At 44.5% G+C, this 26,108-nt stretch carries 29 protein-coding genes; 25 read left to right on the plus strand and 4 right to left on the minus strand.

The window, feature by feature from the left end; translation table 11 throughout:
* Positions 1 to 18: 18 nt before the first annotated feature.
* The 10 genes from mlaD to hisD all read left to right on the plus strand — a co-directional run bounded on the left by mlaD (position 19) and on the right by hisD (position 7,356).
* Positions 19 to 501, plus strand: coding sequence for an outer membrane lipid asymmetry maintenance protein MlaD (mlaD, locus tag PNUC_RS00545; protein WP_011901945.1), 483 nt, complete (start codon positions 19 to 21; stop codon positions 499 to 501).
* Positions 498 to 1,259, plus strand: coding sequence for an MlaA family lipoprotein (locus PNUC_RS00550; RefSeq protein WP_143070008.1), 762 nt, complete (start codon positions 498 to 500; stop codon positions 1,257 to 1,259). Before mlaD ends, PNUC_RS00550 begins: the two co-directional genes overlap by 4 nt.
* A gap of 61 nt (positions 1,260 to 1,320) precedes the next feature.
* The gene (locus tag PNUC_RS00555) at positions 1,321 to 1,953 is read left to right on the plus strand and encodes an MlaC/ttg2D family ABC transporter substrate-binding protein (RefSeq protein WP_011901947.1); all 633 of its coding nucleotides are present in this window, start codon (positions 1,321 to 1,323) and stop codon (positions 1,951 to 1,953) included.
* Between the two features lie 13 nt (positions 1,954 to 1,966).
* The gene (locus PNUC_RS00560) at positions 1,967 to 2,224 is read left to right on the plus strand and encodes an STAS domain-containing protein (protein ID WP_011901948.1); all 258 of its coding nucleotides are present in this window, start codon (positions 1,967 to 1,969) and stop codon (positions 2,222 to 2,224) included.
* Between the two features lie 4 nt (positions 2,225 to 2,228).
* The gene (locus PNUC_RS00565) at positions 2,229 to 2,981 is read left to right on the plus strand and encodes an ABC transporter ATP-binding protein (protein WP_011901949.1); all 753 of its coding nucleotides are present in this window, start codon (positions 2,229 to 2,231) and stop codon (positions 2,979 to 2,981) included.
* Positions 2,978 to 3,766 (plus strand): ABC transporter permease, encoded by a 789-nt coding sequence (locus PNUC_RS00570; protein ID WP_011901950.1) that lies wholly within the window; start codon positions 2,978 to 2,980, stop codon positions 3,764 to 3,766. The genes PNUC_RS00565 and PNUC_RS00570 overlap by 4 nt, the downstream gene beginning before the upstream one ends.
* 20 nt (positions 3,767 to 3,786) lie before the next feature.
* Positions 3,787 to 4,035: a BolA family protein gene (locus PNUC_RS00575; protein ID WP_011901951.1), complete on the plus strand. Its 249-nt coding sequence runs from the start codon at positions 3,787 to 3,789 to the stop codon at positions 4,033 to 4,035.
* 42 nt (positions 4,036 to 4,077) lie between these two features.
* Positions 4,078 to 5,352, plus strand: coding sequence for a UDP-N-acetylglucosamine 1-carboxyvinyltransferase (gene murA / locus PNUC_RS00580; RefSeq protein ID WP_011901952.1), 1,275 nt, complete (start codon positions 4,078 to 4,080; stop codon positions 5,350 to 5,352).
* A 20-nt stretch (positions 5,353 to 5,372) separates the two neighbouring features.
* Positions 5,373 to 5,999: an ATP phosphoribosyltransferase gene (hisG, locus tag PNUC_RS00585; protein ID WP_011901953.1), complete on the plus strand. Its 627-nt coding sequence runs from the start codon at positions 5,373 to 5,375 to the stop codon at positions 5,997 to 5,999.
* Between the two features lie 34 nt (positions 6,000 to 6,033).
* Positions 6,034 to 7,356, plus strand: a complete 1,323-nt coding sequence (gene hisD, locus PNUC_RS00590) for a histidinol dehydrogenase (protein WP_011901954.1) — start codon at positions 6,034 to 6,036, stop codon at positions 7,354 to 7,356.
* 19 nt (positions 7,357 to 7,375) lie between these two features.
* Here hisD and hisC read toward each other — a convergent pair whose 3' ends face one another.
* A complete protein-coding gene (hisC, locus tag PNUC_RS00595; RefSeq protein ID WP_011901955.1) occupies positions 7,376 to 8,443 on the minus strand; it encodes a histidinol-phosphate transaminase in 1,068 nt (355 codons plus the stop codon).
* 113 nt (positions 8,444 to 8,556) lie between these two features.
* On the opposite strand from hisC, the gene hisB reads away from it, so the two are divergent.
* The 12 genes from hisB (at position 8,557) to PNUC_RS00660 (ending at position 19,477) form a co-directional block, all read left to right on the plus strand.
* On the plus strand, positions 8,557 to 9,144 hold the full coding sequence (gene hisB / locus PNUC_RS00600; protein WP_011901956.1) for an imidazoleglycerol-phosphate dehydratase HisB: 588 nt from the start codon (positions 8,557 to 8,559) through the stop codon (positions 9,142 to 9,144).
* Positions 9,145 to 9,191: 47 nt separating this feature from the next.
* Positions 9,192 to 9,854, plus strand: coding sequence for an imidazole glycerol phosphate synthase subunit HisH (gene hisH, locus PNUC_RS00605; protein WP_011901957.1), 663 nt, complete (start codon positions 9,192 to 9,194; stop codon positions 9,852 to 9,854).
* Between the two features lie 19 nt (positions 9,855 to 9,873).
* Positions 9,874 to 10,635, plus strand: a complete 762-nt coding sequence (hisA, locus tag PNUC_RS00610; RefSeq protein WP_011901958.1) for a 1-(5-phosphoribosyl)-5-[(5-phosphoribosylamino)methylideneamino]imidazole-4-carboxamide isomerase — start codon at positions 9,874 to 9,876, stop codon at positions 10,633 to 10,635.
* Positions 10,635 to 11,393, plus strand: coding sequence for an imidazole glycerol phosphate synthase subunit HisF (gene hisF, locus PNUC_RS00615; RefSeq protein WP_011901959.1), 759 nt, complete (start codon positions 10,635 to 10,637; stop codon positions 11,391 to 11,393). Before hisA ends, hisF begins: the two co-directional genes overlap by 1 nt.
* A 42-nt stretch (positions 11,394 to 11,435) precedes the next feature.
* Positions 11,436 to 11,849: a phosphoribosyl-AMP cyclohydrolase gene (gene hisI / locus PNUC_RS00620; RefSeq protein WP_011901960.1), complete on the plus strand. Its 414-nt coding sequence runs from the start codon at positions 11,436 to 11,438 to the stop codon at positions 11,847 to 11,849.
* 32 nt (positions 11,850 to 11,881) lie between these two features.
* Positions 11,882 to 12,283: a phosphoribosyl-ATP diphosphatase gene (locus PNUC_RS00625; RefSeq protein ID WP_011901961.1), complete on the plus strand. Its 402-nt coding sequence runs from the start codon at positions 11,882 to 11,884 to the stop codon at positions 12,281 to 12,283.
* A gap of 26 nt (positions 12,284 to 12,309) precedes the next feature.
* The gene (locus tag PNUC_RS00630) at positions 12,310 to 12,666 is read left to right on the plus strand and encodes a histidine triad nucleotide-binding protein (RefSeq protein WP_011901962.1); all 357 of its coding nucleotides are present in this window, start codon (positions 12,310 to 12,312) and stop codon (positions 12,664 to 12,666) included.
* A 16-nt stretch (positions 12,667 to 12,682) separates the two neighbouring features.
* Positions 12,683 to 12,904 (plus strand): Sec-independent protein translocase subunit TatA, encoded by a 222-nt coding sequence (gene tatA, locus PNUC_RS00635; protein ID WP_011901963.1) that lies wholly within the window; start codon positions 12,683 to 12,685, stop codon positions 12,902 to 12,904.
* Between the two features lie 37 nt (positions 12,905 to 12,941).
* Entirely contained in the window at positions 12,942 to 13,418 is a 477-nt protein-coding gene (tatB, locus tag PNUC_RS00640) for a Sec-independent protein translocase protein TatB (protein WP_011901964.1), read from the plus strand.
* Positions 13,419 to 13,436: 18 nt separating this feature from the next.
* Entirely contained in the window at positions 13,437 to 14,213 is a 777-nt protein-coding gene (gene tatC, locus PNUC_RS00645) for a twin-arginine translocase subunit TatC (protein WP_011901965.1), read from the plus strand.
* A 1,653-nt stretch (positions 14,214 to 15,866) separates the two neighbouring features.
* Positions 15,867 to 17,141: a porin gene (locus PNUC_RS00655; protein ID WP_011901966.1), complete on the plus strand. Its 1,275-nt coding sequence runs from the start codon at positions 15,867 to 15,869 to the stop codon at positions 17,139 to 17,141.
* A gap of 137 nt (positions 17,142 to 17,278) precedes the next feature.
* Positions 17,279 to 19,477, plus strand: coding sequence for an O-linked N-acetylglucosamine transferase, SPINDLY family protein (locus PNUC_RS00660; protein ID WP_011901967.1), 2,199 nt, complete (start codon positions 17,279 to 17,281; stop codon positions 19,475 to 19,477).
* Here PNUC_RS00660 and PNUC_RS00665 read toward each other — a convergent pair.
* From PNUC_RS00665 to mscL, 3 genes are read right to left on the minus strand one after another with little or no spacing between them, the layout of a single operon-like run.
* Entirely contained in the window at positions 19,467 to 21,437 is a 1,971-nt protein-coding gene (locus PNUC_RS00665) for an O-linked N-acetylglucosamine transferase, SPINDLY family protein (RefSeq protein ID WP_161485393.1), read from the minus strand. The genes PNUC_RS00660 and PNUC_RS00665 overlap by 11 nt on opposite strands.
* An 8-nt stretch (positions 21,438 to 21,445) precedes the next feature.
* Positions 21,446 to 22,618 carry a trypsin-like peptidase domain-containing protein gene (locus tag PNUC_RS00670; RefSeq protein ID WP_011901969.1) on the minus strand — a complete coding sequence of 391 codons (1,173 nt, stop codon included), beginning with the start codon at positions 22,616 to 22,618 and terminating at the stop codon, positions 21,446 to 21,448.
* A 22-nt stretch (positions 22,619 to 22,640) separates the two neighbouring features.
* Positions 22,641 to 23,063, minus strand: coding sequence for a large conductance mechanosensitive channel protein MscL (mscL, locus tag PNUC_RS00675; RefSeq protein ID WP_011901970.1), 423 nt, complete (start codon positions 23,061 to 23,063; stop codon positions 22,641 to 22,643).
* Between the two features lie 137 nt (positions 23,064 to 23,200).
* Here mscL and petA point away from each other — a divergent pair, with 137 nt between their 5' ends.
* Genes petA through PNUC_RS00690 form a run of 3 tightly spaced genes read left to right on the plus strand, consistent with a single transcriptional unit; the run spans position 23,201 to position 26,021 of the window.
* On the plus strand, positions 23,201 to 23,803 hold the full coding sequence (petA, locus tag PNUC_RS00680; RefSeq protein WP_011901971.1) for a ubiquinol-cytochrome c reductase iron-sulfur subunit: 603 nt from the start codon (positions 23,201 to 23,203) through the stop codon (positions 23,801 to 23,803).
* Between the two features lie 10 nt (positions 23,804 to 23,813).
* Positions 23,814 to 25,214: a cytochrome b gene (locus tag PNUC_RS00685; RefSeq protein WP_011901972.1), complete on the plus strand. Its 1,401-nt coding sequence runs from the start codon at positions 23,814 to 23,816 to the stop codon at positions 25,212 to 25,214.
* 33 nt (positions 25,215 to 25,247) lie between these two features.
* Positions 25,248 to 26,021: a cytochrome c1 gene (locus PNUC_RS00690; protein WP_011901973.1), complete on the plus strand. Its 774-nt coding sequence runs from the start codon at positions 25,248 to 25,250 to the stop codon at positions 26,019 to 26,021.
* The last annotated feature ends 87 nt before the right edge of the window (positions 26,022 to 26,108 follow it).

Here is a 26,108-nt window from a genome sequence, read left to right on the forward strand (position 1 = left end):
GAATAAACTGGGGTTCTTATGAGAAAAAGTGCAATTGATATTTGGGTAGGAATTTTTGTTGCCATTGGTTTATTGGCCGCCTTATTTCTTGCGTTGAAAGTAGGCAATATGAATGCGGTATCTTTTGCGCCTACATATAAGATCACAGCCCGCTTCGATAATATTGGTGGCTTGAAGCCTCGCGCTCCCGTAAAGAGCGCTGGGGTAGTAGTGGGGCGTATCGCTAATATTTCATTTGATGATAAAACTTACCAAGCTACTGTTGTGATGACGATTGAAGATGCTTATAGGTTTCCAAAAGATTCTTCAGCGAAAATTTTGACTTCTGGTTTGTTGGGAGAGCAATACATTGGCTTAGAAGCTGGTGGCTCAGATGATATGCTGGCTGAGGGTGGGAAAATTACCCAAACCCAATCAGCCATTGTTTTGGAGAGTTTGATTAGCCAGTTCTTGTATAACAAGGCGGCAGATAGCGGGCAAGAAAAAGGTGCTGCTAAATGATGTTGCATTTAGGCAGACTTCGCCGAACAGGGGTGCGTTTCCTGTTAGTGGGGTTTACTGCTCTGATTGTTGGTTGCGCTTCGATACCCGCTGGCGTCGAGCCCTCACCTAATGATCCGTGGGAGCCTTTTAATCGCTCAGTTTTCGAATTTAACGAAGGTTTAGATGCGTATTTACTCAAGCCCGTAGTAGCTGGGTACCGTTTTGTTTTGCCAGAATTTATTCGCGAGGGAATCTATAACTTTTTTAGTAATTACAACGATATATATACGGCTCTGTATAACTTGCTGCAAGGTAAGCCTGGATATGCCTTTAATGACTTGATGCGAGTTGCAGTAAATACCACTATGGGCTTAGGGGGTCTTCTAGATCTTGCAACCCCTGGTGGCCTTGAAAAGCATAAAGAAGACTGGGGTCAGACTTTGGGTGTATGGGGTGTACCTGCAGGCCCATATGTAGTATTACCTTTTTTTGGCCCAAGCAATGTGCGCGATACCTTTGGCACTGCTGCTGATTTAGAGTCAGACTACTTATTTAGATTGCTACCAAACGTAGCTCTTAGAAATAGTTTGACTGGCTTGCGTGTTGTGAATACCCGAAACACCTATTACGAGGCAGGTGACTTATTGGATGGCGCCGCTATTGATAAGTACAGCTTTATGCGGGATGCTTACATTCAAAGACGTCAGTACCAAATCAATGAGGGTAGAGACGATGAAGAGCCTCCAATGCCCCCGTATGAGAATGGTTACGAGTAAAAATATATTCTTATGGGGGCTAGAATTGCCTCTGACGTACAAACCTATTGAGATAACGCATATGAAAAGTTACAAAAAGATTTCTAAATGGTTGGCGATGAGCCTTTTTGTGGCATCTAGCGCACTCTTTGCTCAAACCCCTGATCAATCAACTCCTCCAGACGCCTTAATCAAAATGGTTGTAACCGATGTGATGACTTCGGTGAAATCAGACCCAGAAATTCAAAAGGGCAATATTCCACGCATTGTTGATTTGGTTGAGAAGAAAATTGTTCCTTATACCGATATGCGTCGCACGACTGAAATGGCAATGGGGCCGAACTGGAAAAAGGCGACCCCTGAACAGCAAGCTCAGCTAACCTCCGAATTCAAAAATCTATTGATTCGTACTTACTCTGGCGCATTAAGTCAGTTACGTGATCAAACGGTGCAATTTAAAGCCCTTCGTTCAACTCCAGATGAACAAGAAGTAGTTGTAAAAACGGTGGTGCTAGGTCGTGGTGATCCAGTTCCTTTGGATTATCGTTTGGAGAAGACTGATAAAGGCTGGAAGGTCTACGACATGAACATCATGGGTGTTTGGCTGGTTGAGGCTTATCGCAATCAATTTGCTAATCAGATTAGCCAAAATGGGACTGAGGGTTTGGTGAAATTCTTGCAAGACCGCAATAAGCAGCTTGCTTCTACTAAATAAGCCTCTTTGATCGATGTCTTTTCTTCTGCCTAAAACGGTTACTCAAGAAACTGCACTGCAACTGCAGAAAGAGGGTTTGCTCAATGCGCCCCAATTACGAGTGGTGAATTGCGCTTTATTGGAAGATTTTGATTCAACTGTTTTAACAGTATTGTTAGCATGGCAAAAAAAGGCGCAAGCAGATGGACATTCTTTATCTGTTGAGCAGGCCCCTGAAAAACTCAAAGTATTGGCCAATGTCTACGGCGTATCTGCATTGCTAGGTTTGTAACAGCATGCATTCGGCGATCTCACTCAAAAATATTTCTAAGCACTACGGAGCCCTTCAGGCTTTAGATGATGTCTCTTTGGCAATTGAGCCAGGAGAGTTTTTTGGGCTTCTAGGCCCTAATGGCGCCGGCAAGACAACCCTGATTTCTATCTTGGCTGGCTTGGTTAGGGCTGATAAAGGACATGCTGCAATTTTGGGCGCAGATGTTCAAAAGTCATTTCGTGAGGCACGTCGTATGTTGGGTGTTGTTCCTCAAGAGCTCGTGTTTGACCCATTTTTCACTGTGCGTGAAACATTGCGTTTTCAGTCTGGTTATTTTGGTATTCGCAACAATGATGCTTGGATCGACGAGATCTTGGCTAATCTGGATCTCGCCGGAAAAGCCGATAGCAATATGCGCACCCTATCCGGCGGTATGAAGCGTCGGGTGCTTGTTGCTCAGGCCCTAGTTCATCGCCCACCAGTCATTATTTTGGATGAGCCAACAGCAGGCGTGGATGTTGAGCTGCGTCAGTCTTTATGGCAATTTATCAGCCGCCTAAACCAAGATGGGCATACGATCGTCTTGACTACACATTATCTAGAAGAAGCAGAAGCTTTATGCCAACGTATTGCGATGCTTAAGCAAGGAAAAATTGTTGCTCTAGATACCACCGCTAATTTGCTAACCCGCTATGGTTCTGTGAAAAAAGATGGTGAAGGTAAAACGGATTTAGAAGAAGTGTTTGTCAATATTATGTCTGGGGGCGCGATATGAAAAACGCGCTAAATAAGCCTACGTTGGAATACGGTAGCGGCTTTCCGACATTGTTATATAAAGAAGTAAAACGTTTTTATAAGGTGGCTTTTCAGACGGTAGCAGCGCCAGTCCTCACCGCAATTTTGTATCTCATGATTTTTGGTCATGTGCTCGAAGGTAAAGAGGTTTACGGGCGCCTAAGTTACACCGCCTTTTTAATTCCCGGTCTGGTCATGATGAGTGTCTTGCAAAATGCGTTCGCTAATACTTCTTCATCCTTAATTCAATCCAAAATTACTGGCAACCTTGTTTTTGTTCTGCTGGCACCGTTAAGTCATTTTGAGTTCTACGCTGCATATATTCTGGCAGCAGTATTCCGCGGTGTAGTTGTTGGCTTGGGTGTATTCCTCATCACGGCCTGGTATGGCTTACCTGCTATAGAAAACCCTATTTGGATTTTGACATTTGCATTTTTAGGGGCCGCAATTTTGGGTAGTCTAGGTTTGATTGCGGGAATCTGGGCAGATAAATATGATCAGCTGGCTGCATTTCAGAATTTCATCATCATGCCTGCTACGATGCTATCCGGCGTCTTCTATTCAATTCACTCATTGCCACCCGCATGGCAGGTTGTATCTCATTTCAACCCCTTCTTTTATATGATCGACGGATTTCGATTTGGGTTCTTTGGAGTTTCAGATATATCCCCATGGAATAGTTTGGCAATAGTGTTGTGCTTCTTTGCTGTAGTTTCAGTAATCGCATTACGATTGCTGCAAAAGGGCTATAAGCTCAGACATTAAGATTTTGATTAGGAGAAATGATGTTGCCAACCCCAGAACAGATTAAAGGCTATATCAAGCAAGGTATTGAATGTACTCATATTCAAGTTGAAGGTGATGGCCAACATTTTTTTGCCACCATTGTGAGCCCTGAGTTTGAGGGTAAACGTTTAATTCAGCGCCATCAATTGGTATATGCTGCCATGGGCGATCGCATGAAGGCAGAAGTGCATGCTTTATCGATTAAGGCATTTACCCCAGAAGAGTTCACTCAGAACATGGCTAAATAAAATTCATCTGCATTAATAAAAAGACATTACTGGAATCGTTTCATGGATAAATTAAGAATGACTGGCGGTACCCCGCTCAATGGCGAGGTGACGATTGCAGGCGCAAAGAATGCTGCGCTACCAATTTTGTGTGCCTGTCTCTTAACTGACCAACCAGTCGTGTTACGTAATTTACCTGATCTTCAAGATGTCCGAACCATGCTCAAGTTATTGCAAGAGATTGGTGTGGTCGTTAGTTTTCCAGATGCGAATAATCCTAACCATGTGATCTTAAATGCGGCTGTGATCAAGAGTTCTGAGGCAACTTATGAAATGGTGAAAACTATGCGTGCATCGATCTTGGTGCTTGGTCCTTTGCTCGCCAGAATGCATAGCGCCAAAGTGTCATTGCCGGGTGGGTGTGCCATTGGTGCTCGACCTGTCGATCAGCATATTAAGGGCCTCAAGGCCATGGGTGCGAGCATCAAAATTAAGAGTGGTTACATTCAGGCTGAAACCAAGCCGACAACGGAACGACTCAAGGGCGCCTCAATTCTGACTGACATGATTACTGTGACGGGGACTGAAAATTTATTAATGGCGGCGACCTTGGCTTCGGGTACAACTATTTTAGAAAATGCAGCACGTGAGCCAGAGGTTGGTGATCTCGCTGAATTACTCGTTAAGATGGGCGCAAAGATTACGGGTATTGGCAGTGACCGTTTGGTAATTGAGGGTGTTGAAAAACTCCATGGAGCTGAACATTCAGTCATTCCGGACCGAATTGAAGCAGGTACTTTTTTATGCGCAGTTGCTGCTGCAGGTGGAGAAGTATTGGTGAAGCATTGCCGCCCGGATACGCTTGACGCGGTTATCGTCAAGTTAAAAGAAGCAGGCTTGAAGATGGAGATAGGGCCGGATTGGATTAAGGCGTCTATGCAGGGTCGTCCGAAAGCAGTGAGCTTTCGTACTTCGGAATATCCAGCCTTCCCCACAGATATGCAGGCACAGCTCATGGCTGTAAATGCAGTAGCAAACGGTAATTCGACAATTACGGAAACAATTTTTGAAAATCGCTTTATGCACGTTCAAGAATTAAATCGCTTGGGTGCTGATATTGCGATTGAGGGTAATACTGCAATTGCGCAGGGAGTAGAGAGGCTTTCTGGAGCCATTGTGATGGCTACGGATTTACGCGCTTCAGCCAGCTTGGTGATTGCTGGCCTTGCTGCCCAAGGTGAAACCCAGGTGGACCGTATCTATCATTTAGATCGAGGTTACGACCGTATGGAGCAGAAGTTAACCCGCTTAGGCGCCAACATTGAGCGTATTAAGTAGGCCTGAGAGATAATTAGCTCATGAAATTGACTTTAGCCCTCTCAAAGGGCCGCATCTTCGAAGAAACTGCTGAGATCTTATCTAAGGTCGGAATTATGCCGCTCGAAGATCCTGAAAAGTCACGCAAGTTGATTATTGAAACTTCTAATCCAGATGTTCGATTAATTATCGTGCGCGCTTCTGATGTGCCAACTTATGTGCAATTTGGTGGTGCTGATTTTGGGGTTGCCGGTTTGGACGTATTAATGGAAAAAGGCACCGATGGTTTATATGTTCCTTTTGATTTAGATATTGCCAAATGTCGTATGTCAGTGGCTGTCCGCGAAGGTTTTGACTATGCGGCTGCCGTTAAACAGGGGTCACGTTTAAAAGTGGCTACGAAGTATGTCAATTGTGCTCGTGAACACTTTGCCAATAAAGGCGTGCACATCGATACGATTAAGCTATACGGCTCCATGGAGCTTGCCCCATTAGTTGGTTTGGCTGATGCCATTGTGGATTTGGTTTCTACAGGCAACACACTAAAAGCAAATGGCTTGGTTGAAGTAGAACCGATTGCCGATATTAGCGCTCGATTGGTAGTAAACCAGGCTTCGTATAAGCGTAAGCGCCAACAACTTCAACCCATTTTTGAGTTGTTAAAGTAATAGACGGATTAGAGTCCACAGCTCTTTATTACCTATGCCCAAACCAGTACAAGTAAAGCGCCTCAACAGCCAAGATATAGGTTTCATAGAAACCTTACTCTCTAGCCTTTCTTTGCCTATGGCAGATGATGAGGCTATAGACGCCGCGGTAGTCAAGATTTTGACTGCCGTGAAAGCGAAAGGTGATGCCGCTGTTTTGGAATTTACTAAACAGTTTGATCGCCTAAATGTAGCCAAGGTTTCAGAATTAGAGATCACTCGCCCGGAATTAGAACGTGCCTACAACGAACTTTCTGCTGTGCAAAAAAATGCTTTAGATGTTGCGGCTCAAAGAGTGCGCGCTTATCACGAGAAGCAAAAAATTGAAGCGGGTTGTCATTCTTGGGAATATGAAGAGGCTGATGGCACGCGTTTGGGTCAAAAAGTAACGCCACTGGATCGCGTTGGTATTTATGTTCCTGGTGGCAAGGCTGCCTACCCATCCTCTGTCTTGATGAATGCGATTCCTGCAAAAGTTGCTGGAGTTGCCGAAGTCATTATGGTGGTCCCCACGCCAGATGGGTCACGTAATCCTTTGGTCTTGGCCGCTGCCTATTTGGCTGGCGTGGATAGAGTATTTACTATTGGGGGCGCTCAAGCAGTAGCGGCTCTTGCTTACGGCACTGAAACGATTCCATCGGTAGATAAAATTGTCGGTCCAGGTAATGCTTACGTAGCCGCAGCCAAGCGCAGAGTCTTTGGGACTGTGGGAATTGATATGATTGCCGGCCCATCAGAGATATTGGTTTTGTGTGATGGATCTAGTAACCCTGATTGGGTTGCTATGGATTTATTTTCTCAAGCAGAGCATGACGAGCAAGCACAATCTATTTTGCTATGCCCTGATGCGAAGTTTATCGAACAAGTTCAAGATAGCATTAATCGATTGCTTCCTGAAATGCCAAGGGCAAAAGTGATTGAGGCTTCCTTAACAAATCGCGCTCTATTCATTCAAGTGCAGGATATGAAGCAAGCATGTGAAATTGCCAATGCGATAGCTGCTGAGCACTTGGAAATTTGCACTGTCGATCCGCGTCAGTGGGCTGATCAGATTCGTCATGCTGGGGCTATCTTTATGGGTAACTACACCAGTGAATCGCTAGGCGATTATTGTGCTGGACCTAATCACGTATTACCAACAGCACGCACTGCGCGTTTCTCATCTCCGCTGGGTGTTTACGACTTCATCAAGCGCTCAAGCATGATTGAAGTGAGCGAAGCTGGGGCACAAACCTTAGGGGCTATTGCTAGCACCTTGGCTCATGGGGAAGGTTTGCAAGCCCATGCTCGTGCAGCTGAGATGCGTCTTAAGAAGTAATTTCTAAACTAGCGAAAACTTAGCTCAGGATTTCTTGTAAGGCAGCGACAAGCTCGTTGCTTTGTTCATCTGTGCCGATCGTAATGCGTAAAAACGCATCTATACGTGGAGATTTGAAATGGCGCACGATGATGCCGCGATCCCGCAAGGCTTGATACAGTGACTCACCAGCATGCTTTGGATGACGAGTAAAAATAAAGTTTGCGGTCGAGGGCAATGTGTCAAAGCCTAAAGCATCCAATTGGCTTACTAATCTATCGCGCGTCTGAATTACTTTTGCTGAGGTTTCTAATAGATGAGTTTGATCTTCAATTGCGGCGATTGCACCTGCTTGAGCTAAACGGCCTAGAGGGTAAGAGTTAAAGCTATTCTTAACTCGCTCCAAGCCTTCAATCAGTGTTGGGTGGCCAACTGCAAAACCAACCCGCAAGCCTGCAAGAGCTCTTGATTTCGAGAGGGTGTGCACTACCACTAGATTTTCTGGGCAGCTAGCACCACGCAATAAAGGAATACAAGACTCTGTTCCATAGTCCACATAGGCTTCATCTATCACTACAACTGAATCTAGATTTTTGGAAAGCAAAGTCTCAATTTCTGAGCGTGCAATTGCGCGACCAGTAGGTGCATTGGGGTTGGGAAAAATAATTCCGCCATTGGGCAATACATAGTCTCTGGCATTAATCTCGAACTGCTCTCCTAGTGGGATAGTCTTGTAATCAATGCCAAAGAGTTTGCAATAAACCGGATAAAAGCTATAGGTGATATCTGGAAAATGAACGGGCTTATTTTGTTTCAGCAAGCCAGCAAAAATATGTGCAAGAACCTCGTCTGAGCCATTCCCCAAGAAAACTTGCTTGGGATCTAAGCCATGCAATTGAGCGATTGCTTTTTTAAGGGCTAAGCCCTCTGGATCTGGATAAAGTCGCAAATCATCGTTTGTTTGACTCTGAATGGCAGCAAGAGCCTTTGCAGATGGACCATATGGGCTTTCATTCGTGTTGAGTTTGACCAACCGTTGCATTTGCGGCTGCTCCCCTGGAACGTAGGGGGTTAAGGTTTGAACGACAGGGCTCCAAAAACGGCTCATGAGGGTACTCAGGTCAAAAATCAAAAAAGTGAAGCAATAACAGCATTTATATCTGTTCTAGGAATGATATTATGAGGCTTCAATCAACACTTCGCCTCGCGGCGCAATGAAGCATGCGGCAAGCCGACGTTACCCGAAACACTTCGGAAACCAAAATTCAAATTTCCATCAATCTAGATGGTACCGGTAAGGCTGAACTCGCCTCAGGGGTCCCTTTCTTGGATCATATGCTGGATCAGATCGCCCGTCATGGGATGATTGATCTTAAGGTGGTTGCACAAGGCGACACCCATATTGACGACCATCACACTGTTGAGGACGTGGGTATCACCCTAGGGCAGGCCTTTGCAAAGGCGGTTGGCGATAAGGCAGGTATTACTCGTTATGGCCACTCTTATGTGCCTCTTGATGAAACGCTCTCCCGTGTTGTAGTGGATTTTTCTGGTCGTCCAGGCTTAGAGTTCAACGTACCATTTACACGTGCTCGGGTAGGTGACTTTGATGTGGATCTGAGTATTGAGTTTTTCCGCGGCTTTGTAAACCATGCTGGCGTGACTTTGCATATTGATAATTTGCGCGGCATTAACGCACATCATCAAATTGAAACGGTATTTAAGGCATTTGGCCGCGCACTGCGCATGGCTTTGACCGTTGATCCACGTGCCGCTGGCGTTGTTCCTTCAACCAAAGGCAGCCTCTAATCTAGATTAGTTAGCTGCCCAGAAGACCACTGCAAAGATAGGCTAAATTGGCGCAAACCATTGCGATCGTTGATTATGGAATGGGCAACCTTCGTTCCGTATATCAGGCATTTCATCATGTGGCACCCGATGACAATGTATTGATTGCCCATAAGCCAGAAGAAATTCTTTCCGCCGATCGCGTTGTATTGCCTGGTCAGGGTGCTATGCCTGATTGCATGAAGCATCTTGAAGAATCTGGTTTGCTAGAAGCCTTGCTTGAAGCGTCTAAAAATAAGCCACTTTTAGGGGTGTGTGTTGGCGAGCAAATGCTGTTTGATCAAAGCGCTGAAGTGCGGGTTAGTGAAAATGGTAAATGGACACCTTGCCTGGGTTTGATCCCTGGAGAAGTACGCCGCTTTGAATTGGCCGGCAAAAAGCAAGCTGATGGTTCGGCCTATAAGGTTCCCCATATGGGCTGGAACCAGGTGCGCCAAGACCGCAGCCATCCTATTTGGGACGGTATTCCAGATCTCACTAGCTTTTATTTTGTCCATAGCTATTATGTTGTGCCGCAACGCAAGGAAGATATTGCAGGGTCAACAGAATATGGCGATTGGTTTGCATCTGCCGTGGCGCGAGATAATATTTTTGCAACTCAATTTCACCCAGAAAAAAGTGCAGAATACGGATTAAAGCTTTATAAAAATTTTGTTTCTTGGCAACCTTAATATTTCTTGACCCTTTGTTATGCTGCTGATTCCCGCAATTGATCTTAAAGATGGCCACTGTGTTCGACTCGAACAAGGTGATATGGATAAGGCCACAGTTTTTTCCGAAGACCCTGGTGCTATGGCGGCACATTGGATTAGCAAGGGTGCTCGTCGACTACATTTAGTTGACCTGAATGGTGCCTTTGCTGGCAAATTAAAAAATGAGTCGGCCATTAAATCGATTCTCAAGGCAGTTGGAAATGAAATCCCTGTTCAGTTAGGCGGCGGCATTCGTGATCTTGAGACGATTGAGCGTCTACTCGATGACGGAATTAGCACCGTCATTATTGGCACTGCAGCTGTAAAGAACCCAGGCTTTGTTCAGGATGCCTGCACAGCATTTCCAGGTCATGTGATGGTTGGCCTAGATGCCCGTGATGGCAAAGTTGCAACTGATGGTTGGAGCAAAATTACTGGCCATGAGGTCATTGACCTGGCCAAGAAATTTGAAGATTGGGGCGTGGAAGCCATTATCTATACCGATATTGGTCGCGATGGTATGTTGAAAGGTGTCAATATTGAAGCCACGATGAAGCTTGCTCAAGCTATTCGTATTCCTGTTATTGCCAGTGGTGGCCTTTCCAATAATCAAGACATTGAAGCGCTCTGCAAAGCGGAAGAAGAGGGCGTGATGGGTGTGATTGCCGGACGCTCTATTTATGCCGCTGATCTAGATTTAGCCGCTGCCCAAAAATATGCGGATGAATTGACGCTGAAATATGCGAAGAAAATTATCTAGTGCTCACAAAACGAATTATTCCTTGCCTGGATGTTACTGCTGGGCGCGTGGTTAAGGGTGTGAACTTTGTCGGCCTGCGTGATGCAGGTGATCCCGTTGAGATTGCTCGTCGTTACGATTCTCAAGGCGCGGACGAGCTGACCTTTTTAGATATCACAGCTACTTCTGATGGTCGCGATCTAATTTTGCACATCATCGAAAATGTAGCATCACAAGTATTTATTCCCCTCACGGTTGGCGGCGGTGTACGTGCGGTTGCGGACGTAAGGCGCTTACTCAATGCAGGCGCTGACAAGGTCAGCATGAATTCATCAGCTGTCGCAAACCCAGATTTAGTGTCAGATGCTGCCGCTTATTACGGCTCACAATGCATCGTGGTTGCGATTGATGCCAAACAAACTGAGGCTGGCAATTGGGAGGTCTTTACCCATGGAGGCAGAACTGCCACAGGTATGGATGTTGTGGAGTGGGCCAAAGAAGTTGCTAAACGTGGTGCTGGTGAAATATTACTAACGAGCATGAATCGTGACGGTAGTAAGGATGGTTTTGATTTGGCACTCACAGCAGCAGTAAGTGACGCTGTGTCGGTGCCGGTGATTGCCTCCGGTGGGGTAGGCAATCTTCAGCACTTAGTGGATGGCATTACCAAGGGCCACGCTGATGCGGTATTGGCAGCCAGTATTTTTCACTACGGTGAATATACGGTCCAGGAGGCAAAAGAATATATGGCTGCCCAAGGGGTTCCCGTTCGAATTTAAGTAGTTTTGCAGGATCCCTTCGATTCACTGTAAAGTTCAGCTATGAGCAAACCCCTGAGCACCTTCACTCCCATTGAGGCCATCCAAGCAGGCCCTTGGCTTGACGCTGTCACTTGGAATGAGCAGGGGCTAGTTCCAGTCATTGCCCAAGAACTTGGTAGCAATGATATTTTGATGATGGCTTGGATGAATCGTGATGCCTTATTAGAAACCTTGAGACTGGGTGAGGCCGTATATTGGACTCGTTCAAGACAAAAACTGTGGCACAAGGGCGAAGAGTCTGGCCATACCCAAAAAGTCAAAGAGATTCGCCTAGACTGCGATGGCGACACTATCTTGTTATTGGTTGAGCAAAAAGATGGGATTGCATGCCATACGGGGGAACACAGCTGCTTTTTCCAGCAATGGGACTCTGCGCAAGCGAAATGGGTGGATGAGTCAAAATCGAAGAAATAAAGTCTTTTCTATAAAAGACATAAAATGATTCTATGAGTAGTCCTACTAATAAATCCATCAATGTAGATACAGGATTAGCCCATTTGGCTGATGTTGTGGATCAGCGTCGAGATGCCTTTAAGGCCGGCTCTGCAGACCCTAAAACTTCCTATACTGCTTTGCTCTTTTCCAAGGGTGATGATGGAATCCTCAAAAAGATTGGTGAAGAGGCAACCGAGGCTGTAATGGCGGCTAAAGATGCGCGCAATTCTAATTTGGCTGCTGAGCAGCAAAAGCTCCTCATAGGCGAGATGGCAGATCTCTGGTTTCATTGCCTGATTGCGCTGTCGCAATTCAACTTGCGTCCTGAGGATGTCATTGCGGAATTAGATCGTCGCCTGGGTACCTCAGGCATCGAGGAAAAGGCTGCTAGAAAAGCCGCAAACCCAGAATAATTTCTAAAAGCGATTCCTAATAAGTTATGTCACACGATCCGAATTGCCTATTTTGTAAAATTTCTCAAGGTTTGATTCCATCCCAAAAGGTATATGAGGATGAAGAAATCTACGCATTTAAAGATATCAACCCAGCAGCGCCAGTGCATTTCTTGATGATTCCTAAAAAGCATATTCCCATGCTGGAGTTAGCGGAAAGCGTGGACACCCCTTTGCTGGGTAAAATGATGGAATTAGCACCCCGTCTTGCCAAAGAGCAAGGCTGTCGACCTGGAAAGGATGGCGGCTTTAGATTGATGGTGAACAATGGGGTAGATGGAGGGCAGGAGGTTTATCACTTGCATTTGCATGTGATGGGCGGTCCGCGCCCATGGAAGAAATAATCCAAGGAGATTAGAGATGGGTTCATTTAGCATTTGGCATTGGTTAATCGTGTTGGTCATCGTGATGTTGGTATTTGGCACCAAGAAATTGCGCAATATTGGTCAAGATTTAGGTGGCGCTGTAAAAGGTTTTAAAGATGGTATGAAATCAGCCGAAGACCCAAATGAGCAGATTCCACAAAGCACTACTACTGCAGAAAAAACAGTGGATGTACAAGCTAAAGACATCAATAAGTAATGTCGTATAGCGCAACAGAAATTCATGCGGTTTCTAAATGATTGATTTAGGTGTTTCAAAGCTTGCGCTAATCGCAGTTGTTGCTCTTGTGGTGGTTGGCCCAGAGCGATTACCAAAAGTAGCTCGCATGGCTGGTAATTTATTTGGCCGTGCTCAGAGATATATGGCGGACGTTAAATCTGAAGTCAATCGTCAGATGGAAATTGAGGAGTTTAAAAAATTCCGAGAAGAAACGACTTCAGCGCTAAAAGAAGTTGAGAATAGTATTGGCTCTGTTGCAAAAGAAGCTAGCGGTAATTTGACCGACCAAGCCGATATTTTCGAAACCAGTTTTGAAAAGCCCCCTCTCGATGAAAAAGAGGTAATGCGTAAAACCAAGCGCCAGGGTCGCAACAGCTGGGGTGTTAGGCGTGCTGCCAGGCCGCTGTGGTTCAAGCGCTCTTCTGGTATGCGTACTCGCATTCAGTCAGGCGCTGCCAGAATGAAGCGTTTCCATCATGCAGCTGGCAAGTAAAGTGAACAATAGATTGGTATGACAGAGAACAACGCCACTGAAGATTCGGGATTGCAGGAATCTTTTTTATCTCACTTATTTGAGTTACGTGATCGCGTTATTAAAGCGGGTTTAGCCATCATTGTCGTTTTTGCTTGCTTGGTCTATTGGGCGCCAGATATTTTTCATTTGTTTGCTCAGCCCTTATTAAGTGCCTTACCCGCTGGCGGTAAGATGATTGTGACCGATGTCACCGGTTCTTTTTTTGTGCCGATGAAAGTCACGATGGTGGTGGCATTCATTATTGCCCTGCCTGTGGTGATGTATCAGCTGTGGGCTTTTATTGCTCCCGGACTGTATTTACATGAGCGCAAACTGATATTGCCTTTGGTGGTGAGTAGTTACACCTTATTCATTATTGGTATGGCGTTTGCTTATTTCTTGGTATTCCCGACAGTCTTTAAATTCATGGCTAGTTATAACGCTCCACTGGGAGCCGAAATGTCTACTGACATTGATAACTATCTCAGTTTTGCTATGACGACTTTCTTGGCCTTTGGTATTACATTTGAAGTGCCTGTAGTCGTGGTGGTATTGGTGCGGATGGGCATAGTGCCATTATCCAAGTTACGAGAAATTCGTCCCTATGTGATTGTGGGGGCTTTTGTTATCTCGGCAGTCGTAACTCCACCAGACGTGCTATCGCAATTACTTTTGGCTGTACCGATGACCTTGCTATATGAGCTCGGCTTATTGGTTGCCCGTATGTATGTACCTAAACCGTCAGAAGATGAGGTAGTTAGACCTACCGATTGATTAATGGCAGATTCGGTCTGATCTTTAGAAAAGGTCGTCACCAACCAGCTAGTGACTTGATCGAAGCGATAGCGTCTTTGACGTAGGTTGCCTTCAATCTCTAAATCGGCCGCCGCAAAAACTTTGCCGGCCGCCAATAAGGCGCGGCGCTGTTGAATGCTTTCAATCTGAATGAGTCGCGGCAAAATCTTAGGTAGCTCCCATCGAATATCTACCGCTACACAATGCTCATGTTGAAGTTGCCCCACCTCGCAAAGCAAAAGCTCTGCCTTACTAAAGTTGAATTGGTTGGCAATGATGATGCGATGAGAGAGTAACAACCAATCTTCATCTAATTTGTGTTCAGCATGATGATTAAGGGCTTGCTCTGCGAACTGCGCTAATTCGTACCAGTCATTTTTTTTGGGGTCAGGGCAGCTATCTAAAATCTTGTTGAGCAATTCCTTTGCTTCTGCAATACCTTGTTGGTGTGCCTGCCATACCCAATACGACGCCTGAAGGCCACGAATCTTTTCTTCTGTTTTTTCACGCTTGCGCCAAAGGCTAGCTCCTTTGCGAAGTTGGGCTTGCGCATGGCCAAGATCTGCTGCGCGATCAAAACAGCGATCGCTTTCAGCAGCGTTGTACCCCGAAAACTGTGGGCGACGATAAATCTCGCCTAAGGCATACCAAGCATCACGATCACCATCTTTGGCAGCAAGCTCTAACCAATACGCGGCTTTTTTGAGTGAGGCATTGGATTTCGTTTCAGTGTTGCCATCTAGTTGTGCAAGACGCAAGCCCAGGATTAGTTTGGCTGCGGTCAGCCCCAACTCTGCTGCTTGGGTAAGCGCTTCTTCATTTTGATCCTCTTGCCACACTTTCCATAAGGAGGAAAGTGCCTCGTTTTTTGGCTGCAATTTAATTAGCAACTCTTTTGCGTTCGTGGCGAAAGCACTATTGCTTTCAGAAAGCTCATTGAGGAACTGTTTTGCAAGCTTTTGAAGTGCGCCCAGATCTAATCCAGATACATTTTCGAAGGATGAGGTATTTTTCTTTATCCATTCAGATAGCTGAGGTTGGATATTTTGATTCAGTGGGTTAATCAATAGATTCGCCAACTGCCATTGAGCAGCAGATCTTGAATCACTGTCGGTAGAAGATTGCGCTAAACCCCAAAATGAGTCCCAACCGAACCCAAAGGCGGGGGAGCCAAAGGTTTCCGCTAATGGAATATTGGCAGTTTGAGCTAAAACCTCAGAAATTTGAGTAGTGTGTGAGCTTGCCCCCTCAACCGCTTGATTTGTAATGGAAATATACGATTTTTCTAACCAAATCAAGGCATTAGCTGGTTGAATTGGGGTTTTATACGCCCCGGTAAGATAGGCTTCAGCCAGTTTTTGTTGCGCAGAAACATCACCTAATCGTGCTGAACTGAGGATTTTTAAGAATTCGCGACTTGCCATATGACAATTTTGGCATTCCAGGGCTGAAAAAGACAGAAATCAAAGGTCTTGTTGTCGAGATACAACGAAGAAAGCCAAAAAACTACCTTTTGACAAGCAAAAAGAGTTCCTAAATGCTCCTACCCCCAGTCGGGCGGGGCAAAAGAAGCAAAATTCATAGGTCCCAGTTTTATTTGGGCATTACTTTTAATTTTTGGAGATTTAAAGAATGAAAAAATCGCTATTCGCAGTTGCAGCCTTGTCAGCTATTGCTGGCTCTGCACAAGCTCAATCAAGCGTAACCGTTTATGGCCTGTTGGATTTGGGTTATGTTGGTTACAACACACGTGCAGCTACTGGTTCTACACAAAACCCACAAGCTGTTAACAAAACAACTGGTAACGCTTTCTCATCATCTGCTGAGTCCACATCACGCTTAGGCTTCAAAGGTACTGAAGATTTAGGCGGCGGTACTTCTGCGTTCTTCACTGTTGAACTCGGTCTTACACCTAACAACAACCAAGCTGTTAACACTGGTGGCACACAAAACCGTCAAACTTTCGTTGGTTTGAAGAAAAATGGTATTGGTCAATTTGCTTTGGGTACTCAGTACACTGTTGTTCATAACGCTGTTGCAGCTACTGACCCAGGTCAAGCTAACAACATCTCTGGTAACTTGATTTACCCAGCAACTACTGAAGGTGCTGGTTCTGCAGAGAACTCAACTGGTGCAGCTTACACAGTTCGTACAAACAACCAATTGTCTTTGAACAGCGATACATTTGCTGGCTTCAAAGCTAATGCAATGTTAGTTGCTAACAACAAGAACTCAAACGAAACAATCACTGTTACTGGTACACCTGCAGCCGGTACTTATGCAGCAGCTGGTGGCTTGAACAACCAGAACGGTTGGGGCTTAGGACTTGACTACACATTCAAGAATTTCTATGCAACAGCTAACTACCAAGCGATGACTTCTAAGCAGTCTGCACAAACTTACACATACACTTCACCGTATGTAACAGGAATTACTGCTGGCGCTCCAGCACAAGGTTATGCAGGCGGTTCTTCTGCTAACGGTACAAACGTACAAGACAACCAGTGGTACGTTGCTGCTACTTATGACTTCGGCATCTTGAAGGCATACGCACAGTACATTACACGTAAGGTTTCTGCACAACAAGACAACAGCTATTACTACAAGCGTTCTGCTGAGCAGATCGGTGTACGTAGCTTCATTACTCCAACTATCGAAGCTTGGGTATCTGGTGGTTTGGGACGTTACAACGGTTACGGTGCTAACACAGCTAATTTAACAGCATGGCAAATTGGTTCTAACTACTGGTTGAGCAAGCGTACTAACTTGTACGCAATCTACGGCCAAGTTGGTACTTCTAATGCGTCATACCCTACTTCAGTAGCTGGTGGCGCACAAAATACCAACCTTAACCCAGCATCCGCTAATATCAGCAACTACGCTGTTGGCGTACGTCACACTTTCTAATTTAACGCTAGCGTCAGCTAGTTCGAATTAGATAGAGTTAAGAAGTAAATTAACCCACCGTGTAAACACGGTGGGTTTTTTCTTTTGCGGCGACTAGATAATCAATAAATTTCGAACGCATCCATTAAGATCATGGAATGAGCTCCCCTCAAACTATTCAGCTTCTTCAAAAAGCCGTGCAAGAAATTCAGGCTAATGAGCTGGAATCAGCAAAATTACATCTCAAAGCCGTATTGAGTAAAGAAAGAAGTCAGCCAGATGCGCTGCGTTTTCTGGGGATAATTGCCGGCCTTCAAAAAGATTGGACTCAAGCGCTGGAATTAATTGATCAGGCAATTGCAGTTAGTCCAGAAAATGGATTGGCATACAGCAATCGAGGCAACGTTTTAAGCGAACTAAAGCGCCATGAAGAGGCGCTCACTTGTTATGAAAAGGCGATTTCTCTACAGCCAGATTATGCCGAGGCCTATAGTAATCAAGGGAATGCTTTGCAAGCTTTGGGGCGCTTTGAAGAGGCGCTCATTTGTTATGAAAAGGCGATTTCTCTACAGCCAGATTATGCCGAGGCCTATAGTAATCAAGGGAATGCATTTTTAGCATTGTCGCGTTATCAGGCGGCCTTAGCTTGTTATGAAAAGACCGTATTGTTAGACGCCAATAATGCCAAGGCATTTTATGGTGCAGCCATTATTTTTGATCTTCAAAAAAAGTATGACTATTCTTTAGGTTGTTGCAATCAGGCATTAAAAATACAGCCTCACTATCTTGAGGCTTTGGCACTCAGAGGCACCATTTATTTCCGGGCCAAGGACTACGAACAGGCGCTTACCAATTTTGATGAAATTCTTCTCATTCACCCCCAATCCATTCAGGCTTGGTTGTCAAAGGGTGATATTTACGCAGAAACGAAGCAGTTTGAAAAAGCTGATGAAGCTTTTAAGAAGGCTTTAGTAATAGACCCTACAAAAGATTTTCTGTTTGGGCTTTCTATACAAAATCAGATACAAATGTGTCAATGGACTGACCTGACGAATCAAGTGAAGGATTTGGTTCATCGAGTTAGAGATGGTGAAAAAGTCGCAATTCCATACAATCTCATCTCTTTAGTAGATGATAAGAGTTTAATTAGGTGCTCCATTGAGATTTACGCACAGGCCATGCGGGGTAATATTGAGAGAGTTAAGCAAGAGAAAATTTCTCCAAAGAAAAAAATACGGCTTGGTTATTTTTCTGCAGATTTTCATAATCACCCTACGGCATATTTAGTTGCCGAACTTTTTGAGTGCCATGACAAAGAAAAATTTGAACTTTTTGGATTTGTATTTGGCCGTAATGCTCCAGATGAGATGCGTAACAGGCTGGAGAAATCATTTGACCAATTTCTGGATGTTGAAGATAGATCGGATGAAGAGATTGCTCAGCTAGCGCGTGAAATGCACATCGATATAGCCATTGATTTAAAAGGCTTTACCAAAGAAGCGCGCCCTAAAATATTCATGTATGGCGCTGCCCCGATTCAAATTAGCTATCTAGCATTTCCTGGGACGATGGGATTGCCGTGTTTTGATTATGTGATCGCCGATCCTATTTTGATTCCGGAAAAGCATCAAGATGGCATGGTAGAGAAAATTATTTATATGCCCGATAGCTATCAAGTCAATGATAGAAGCAGGAAGATATCACCACTGATCAAGTCTCGTAAAGAGCTTGGGCTTCCTGAGTCGGGATTTGTGTTTTGCTGTTTTAATAACAACTATAAGATTACTCCAGCAGTTTTAGATGGCTGGGTAAAAATTTTGCTGGCAGTAGAGGGTAGTGTACTTTGGCTTTATGAAGACAACCCTATTGCGGTCGCTAACTTAAAGCAAGAGGCTTTAACAAGAGGCTTAGATGCTGGCAGATTTATTTTCGCTGGGCGCATGGATTCAGCAGATCATTTAGCTAGATATAAGAATGCTAATTTATTCCTAGACACTACCCCGTGTAATGCACACACAACAGCTAGTGATGCTTTATGGGCTGGGTTACCGGTACTCACGCTAGCTGGAGAGTCTTTTGGTGCTCGCGTTGCCGCAAGTCTTAATAATGCCGTTGGACTTTCTGGTTTAACGGTAGAAACACAAGAAGAATATGAAGCGCTAGCAATTCAGTTAGCAACTAGTCCAAGCAGATTGAAGGAACTTAAAGATCGACTTGAGAGAAATCTGTTAACTGCCCCTCTATTTGATACGCCGCTATTTACAAAAAATCTAGAGGCCGGATACATAGAGGCTTATGAGCGACATCAACAAAATATGCCGTTAGATCATATCTATATTGACGCCCCTAAAGGCTAATAATATCCTTGAGGGGTAAGTTAGCGCAAAAAAGAGTATTTGCTTCTTTGAGAGCACTTTCATAACTATGCATAAACAAGTTTGAGTTAAATAGGCGCGTACTATTTTTATTGGCAATTAATTTATTTTTTAGGTCTATATACTTTTCTGGATAGGTGGCGAGTTCTACTGCTTGTGTTTCATAGCCAGCCATTGACTGATGAATTAATTCTGGTAAATCCAGATGTGTGAGTAGGCTAGAGGCCACTCGACTTGGAAAGGATTCACCCTGCAGAGTAATTACAGGTATGTCCATCCATAGGGCATCGCTTGCTGTAGTGCCAGCATTGTATGGAGTAGTGTCTAGGAATAAATCAGTTATTTTGTAGCGAGCAAGATAGTCTGCCCTAGTCAAACGCTCGGCAAAAACAAACCTTTGAGGGGCAACCCCATTTTTGCTTGCATACTCCAGTAGATTCTTAGTAGCTTCCGCATTTTCAGCATACAAAAGCATGACTGAATTAGGGGTCATCTTTAGTATTCTTAACCAGCTATCAAAGATAGCTTGGGTGATCTTGAAGGCATTATTCAGATTACAAAATACGAATTGATCCTCTTGGATTCCAAAATCAGATTTAGCGAAGTATTTTTCACTTGGCGCTCGCTTCGAATCATTTGCTTGATAACTTGGAAGATAAATTATCTTTTCGCTATAAAACTGCCTTAACTGAGGTGGAACGATGACTTCATCCGCAATTAAGTAGTCTATATATTCTGCCCCCATACTTCCTAAAAATCCGATATAGCTAGCTTGGATAGGCGCTGCTCTCATGGCAAATATTTCGGTTCTAGCATTTTCAGTAAATCCACATAAATCGATAGCTATATCGATGCCCATTTCTCTCGACATAGATGCTATTTCTTGGGGGGTATTCTGCGCGACATCAAGGAAGTGGTCAAAAGAGCTCTCCACTCTTTGTCGCATGGCGTCGTTGTTTGGCTTGCCAAATGAAAAGCCATAAATTTCAAATTGACTACGATCGTGCAGCTCAAAAACTTCTGCCATCAAATATGAAACAGGGTGCTCATGAAAGTCTGGAGAAAAATACCCAACCTTTATTTTTTTATTAGAAGAATTACTGATGGGTCCTAACGAAGAATTTTTTGGATAGCGTGCCTGCGTATAAATTTTGGCCGCCTCTAAATTCAGGGTGGGAGAGTCAATTAATGCAGATAGGGGGAATGGGGGAATGATTCTCGTACCTTTCATCACCCCCTTTTCAATATTGTCTTTTGCTAGATTTAATTTTTCCCATAAGCACATGCGCATATGTAAATACAGGCAGTCGCCATATAAAAAATCCACATTTGGATTTTGTGCATATGCTATGTCTAGGCACCTCAAAGATTCTGAATATTTTTTATAGACACCTAAATCAATGCCTAAATTAATCCATGCTTCCGTAAAACTAGAGTTAATCTCAACTGATTTTCTATAGGCGGTAATTGCTGCCCCATATTCAAACTGGTCATCGTATAGTCTGCCTAAGTTATAGAAAAGATCTGCTGACTGACTATTGATTTTTGCGGCCTTGAGAAGACTTTCTAAGGCTGCTACCTTATTGCCAGAGAGTGCGTAGGCAGCGCCGATATCATGGAGTGACTCAAAACTATTTGGGTCTAGGTCCAAGGCGTGATTCAGGTGCAAAATTGCCTCGGGGTAGTTCCCAAGCTCTAAATGTAGTGATCCCAATGCATATAAAAGTACTGGTGAAGAGCTGCTAATCTCAATAAATTCTTTTAATAAGGTAATTGATTGATTTTTGTTGGGTAAAGCATTTGAGATAGCCCCAATTAATTGCTGTGCACCTTCATGATTTGGCTCTGCCTTGAGAAGTTTTGCCAACACATCTATGGCAGCCTGGTATTGCTCAGATTGTGCAAAAGTCAGGGCATTTGCAAATAAGGTTTGTGTAGCCACAGCCTCTTTCATTGATTAACCGCAGTAGGTTTGGGACGTTTTCCAGTTTGCACTTTTAAATCCAAAGTTTTGTTCTTGCGCAACACTTTCAGGTCAGCTGTATTCCCTGGCCCAATTTGTGCAATTTGATTCAGTAGTTGCCGAACATCCATAATTGGTTTGTCATTAACGCTAATGAGAACATCACCTGGTTGTGCGCCGCCTCGAGCAGCAGGCCCTCCCTCAAGAATTCCAGACAACAGAACACCTTCGGTATTAGCTGGTAGCCCAAGCGACTCGGAGAGCTCTTTAGAAAGATTTTGAGGCTCTACTCCGATCCATCCCCTAGTAACGCCGCCAGTTATCAAAATGGACTCCATCACTTGTTTTGCAAGATTGACTGGAATAGCAAAGCCAATGCCCATGGAGCCACCATTGTTTGAATAAATTGCAGTGTTAATGCCAATTAAATTGCCGCGAGTATCGACCAAGGCGCCCCCAGAATTTCCAGGATTAATTGAGGCATCTGTTTGAATAAAGTTTTCAAATGTATTAATGCCTACATGATCTCTTCCAAGGGCGGACACTATTCCAGATGTGACTGTTTGCCCTACGCCAAAAGGATTGCCAATTGCTAAAACTATATCTCCTACATAAACCGACTCAATCTCTCCAAAAGTAATAGGCGTTGGTAAAGAGGGGGCATTAATTTTAAGAACAGCGATGTCTGTTTCTGGATCGCTACCAATCAGTTTTGCGGAAAATTTTCTACCATCTGCAAGCGAGACTTCAACTTCATCTGCATCACTGATGACATGATGGTTAGTCAGAATGACGCCCTCAGGACTCACTAGAACTCCAGACCCAAGGCTAGATTTTGGCTCTTCCCCTGGAGGCTCATCCCCAAAGAAGAATTTAAATAGTGGGTCTGATGAATGATTTCTTTTTTTAGTTTTTGGTTTAGAACTATTTTTATTGGTAAAAATATTCACCACTGCGGGCATCGATTTTTTTACCGCCTCGTGATACGAGCCTGGGCTTAATGAGCTGCCGTCATAGAGCCCTTCTTTCAGTGTCACACGTTCCAATAAATTTTGATTGGGTGAGCTGACCCACTGAGGTTTGAGTGTTGCCACAATGAACCAAGCAGCTAAAAGAATGGTTACCGATTGTGCAAACAGTAACCAAAGTCGATTAAACATTATTTAGATTTTTTTAGAGAGATTATTTTTTCAAGCTATCGCGAATTTCGCGCAGCAAAACAATATCTTCTGGTGTGGGTGGCGGCGGAGGTGCATCCATTACGCGTACCTTGTTTACAACCTTGACCATTTGGAAGATCACAAAAGCCAAGAGGATGAAATTGATTGAAATCGTGATGAAATTGCCATAGGCAAAAAGCGGTACCCCCGCCTTTTTTAAGGCATCAAATGTTCTGGGCACTCCTTCTGGCACCTGCCCCAAAACAATAAATAGGTTAGAAAAGTCGATATGACCCCCAAAAAGGGTCGAAATCAGGGGCATCACGATGTCATTGACCAGGGAATCTACGATTTTCCCGAAAGCGCCGCCAATAATGACACCGACGGCTAAGTCAATCACATTGCCCTTGACGGCAAAGTCCCGAAATTCCTTTAAAACACCCATAAATGCCCCCTTTTTTGTCCGAATCCAGAATAACCCGAGATTAACCCTATAACTTTCTTGCTTACCCCACTTTTTACTTTAAAATCCTACCTTTAAGCAATTTCCACCCATAAATACCCTTTCTAGGAATTTTGTAAATGAGTGACAAGCCCTGTATGGACAAGGATCGCCGTAATTGGTTGATCGCCACATCGGCGGTTGGAGGCGTAGGTGCCGCCGCTGCCCTTTATCCTTTTGTAGACAGCTTTGAGCCTTCCGAGCGTGCAAAGGCGGCTGGAGCAGCTGTTGAGATCGATATTGCCGGTATGCAGCCAGATGAGATGAGAACAGTTGAGTGGCGCGGTAAGCCTGTTTGGGTGGTGCGTCGTACTCCTGAACAGGTAGCTGAGCTCTCGAAAATTGATAACGAGCTCGCTGACCCGAATTCATTGCGCGATCCAGCTCAATTTACACCTCCTTATGCACAAAACCAATGGCGCTCTATCAAGCCTGAGTACCTTGTAGTTGTTGGCATCTGCACCCATTTAGGCTGCTCTCCATCTGCTAAGTTTGAGGCAGGTGCGCAGCCATCATTGCCTAGCTCATGGCCAGGAGGCTTCCTATGCCCTTGCCATGGCTCTACCTTCGATATGGCCGGCCGCGTGTTTAAAAACAAACCAGCCCCAGATAATCTTGAAGTGCCGCCACATATGTATTTGAGCGACACCAAGATTCTGATTGGCGACGATAAGAAGGCCTAAGGAGAGATAAATGGCATTTCACGAAAAAGAAGTCCCAGCAGACGCTTCTGCAGCTCAGAAGTTGATGGCTTGGGTTGATTCAAGACTACCAGTCACCGATGCCTTCAAAAGGCATATGAGTGAGTACTACGCACCGAAAAACCTGAATTTTTTCTATATTTTTGGTGCTTTAGCAATCGTTGTGTTGGCGCTTCAAATCATCACAGGCATTTTCTTGGTCATGAACTACAAGCCTGATGCTGCCAAGGCATTTGACTCTGTTGAGTACATCATGCGCGAAGTCCCCTGGGGCTGGTTGATTCGTTATATGCACTCCACAGGTGCTTCGATGTTCTTTGTTGTGGTTTATATGCATATGTTCCGTGGATTGATCTACGGTTCTTATCGCAAGCCACGTGAGTTGATTTGGATTTTCGGTTGCGCGATTTTCTTGTGCCTGATGGGTGAAGCTTTCTTCGGTTACTTGCTTCCATGGGGTCAAATGTCCTATTGGGGCGCTCAAGTGATCGTGAACTTGTTCTCAGCAATTCCATTGATTGGCCCAGACCTTTCTTTGTGGTTACGTGGCGACTATGTTGTTGGCGATGCAACCCTCAATCGTTTCTTTGCATTCCATGTGATTGCTATTCCACTGGTGCTCATCGGCTTGGTAGCGGCTCATATTCTTGCGCTGCATGAGGTTGGTTCAAATAACCCAGATGGCGTAGAGATCAAAGATAATTTAGATGCTCAGGGCCATCCTGTTGATGGCATTCCATTTCACCCTTATTACAGCGTGCATGACGTGATGTATTTGGGTGGGTTTTTAATGGTCTTTGCTTGTATTGTGTTCTTTGCTCCAGAAATGGGCGGGTACTTCCTTGAGGCTAATAACTTCATTCCTGCAAACCCATTACAAACGCCTTTACACATTGCACCGGTTTGGTATTTCACGCCGTTCTACTCAATGTTGCGCGCAACTACAACCAACTTCTTATTGCCGTTATGGATTTTCTTGGCAGTGATTTTGGGTATGTTTGCTCTTAAGACTAAAGATATGAAGGTCAAAGGCGCATGTGCAGCTATCGCCTTAATATTGGCAGTTGGGTTCTATTTATTTGATGCCAAATTCTGGGGTGTAGTGATCATGGGTGGCTCAGTTGTGATCATGTTCTTCTTGCCTTGGTTGGATCATTCGCCAGTGAAATCCATTCGCTACCGTCCGCAGTTCCATAAATATATATATGGCATATTCGTGGTGTGCTTTGTGATTTTGGGCTACTTAGGTATTCAGCCACCATCACCAGTATTTGAAAAGATTTCTCAGATTTGTACTATTTATTATCTGGGCTTCTTCTTGGGAATGCCTTTCTGGAGCACGCTTGGTACATTTAAGCCTGTTCCAACTCGCGTTACTTTTAAGTCCCATTAATTCAGACTCCAAAGAGAGAAATTAGGAACTAGTATGAAACGAATTCTGCAAACTTTGATGGGTGTCTGCCAAGCAACATTGTTGGTTGCTGCCCTTGGCCTTGGTGCTAACGCCAATGCAAATGAAGGCGGCTTTCCATTGGATGCCGCCCCTAATCGCGTAAGCAACAATGCTTCATTACAAAATGGTGCAAAGTTATTTGTGAACTATTGCTTAAACTGCCATGCAGCTACTAGCATGCGTTACAACCGCTTACGCGATATTGGCTTGACTGATCAGCAAATCAAAGACAACCTCATTTTGAATGATGCCAAAGTTGGCGATTTGATGACGATCTCCATGACACCAAAAGAGGGTAAGGCATTCTTTGGCAAGAATCCCCCCGACCTTTCTGTAGAAGCTCGTGCACGTGGAACAGATTGGCTGTATACCTATCTGCGCACTTTCTATAAAGATGACACCACACAAACTGGTTGGAATAATTTGGTTTACCCAAAAGTCGGCATGCCTCATGTGCTTTGGCAGCTACAGGGTGAGCGTGCAGCTAAGTTTGAGGAGCACAAAGATCCACATGATGAAAGCAGAACAGAAGAGGTTTTTGTTGGCTTTGAACAGTTAACTCCTGGCACGATGAAGCCTCAAGAGTACGATGACAATATTGCCGACTTGGTTGCCTTTATGTCATGGATGGCTGAGCCAGTACAGTTAGAGCGTAAACGCCTGGGCGTTGTTGTTCTCTTGTTCTTGGCCATCTTTACTCTCTTAGCTTGGCGCTTGAATAAAGCCTATTGGAAAGATATCCACTAATTTGATGTTGAGATGAGGCTCTTAACGAGCCTCATTAGTGGAAAAGAATTAAAGCCGCAGCTTGTAGTGCGTTTGTTGTATTGATGT

It is taken from the genome of Polynucleobacter asymbioticus QLW-P1DMWA-1 (assembly GCF_000016345.1).
Lineage (GTDB): Bacteria > Pseudomonadota > Gammaproteobacteria > Burkholderiales > Burkholderiaceae > Polynucleobacter > Polynucleobacter asymbioticus.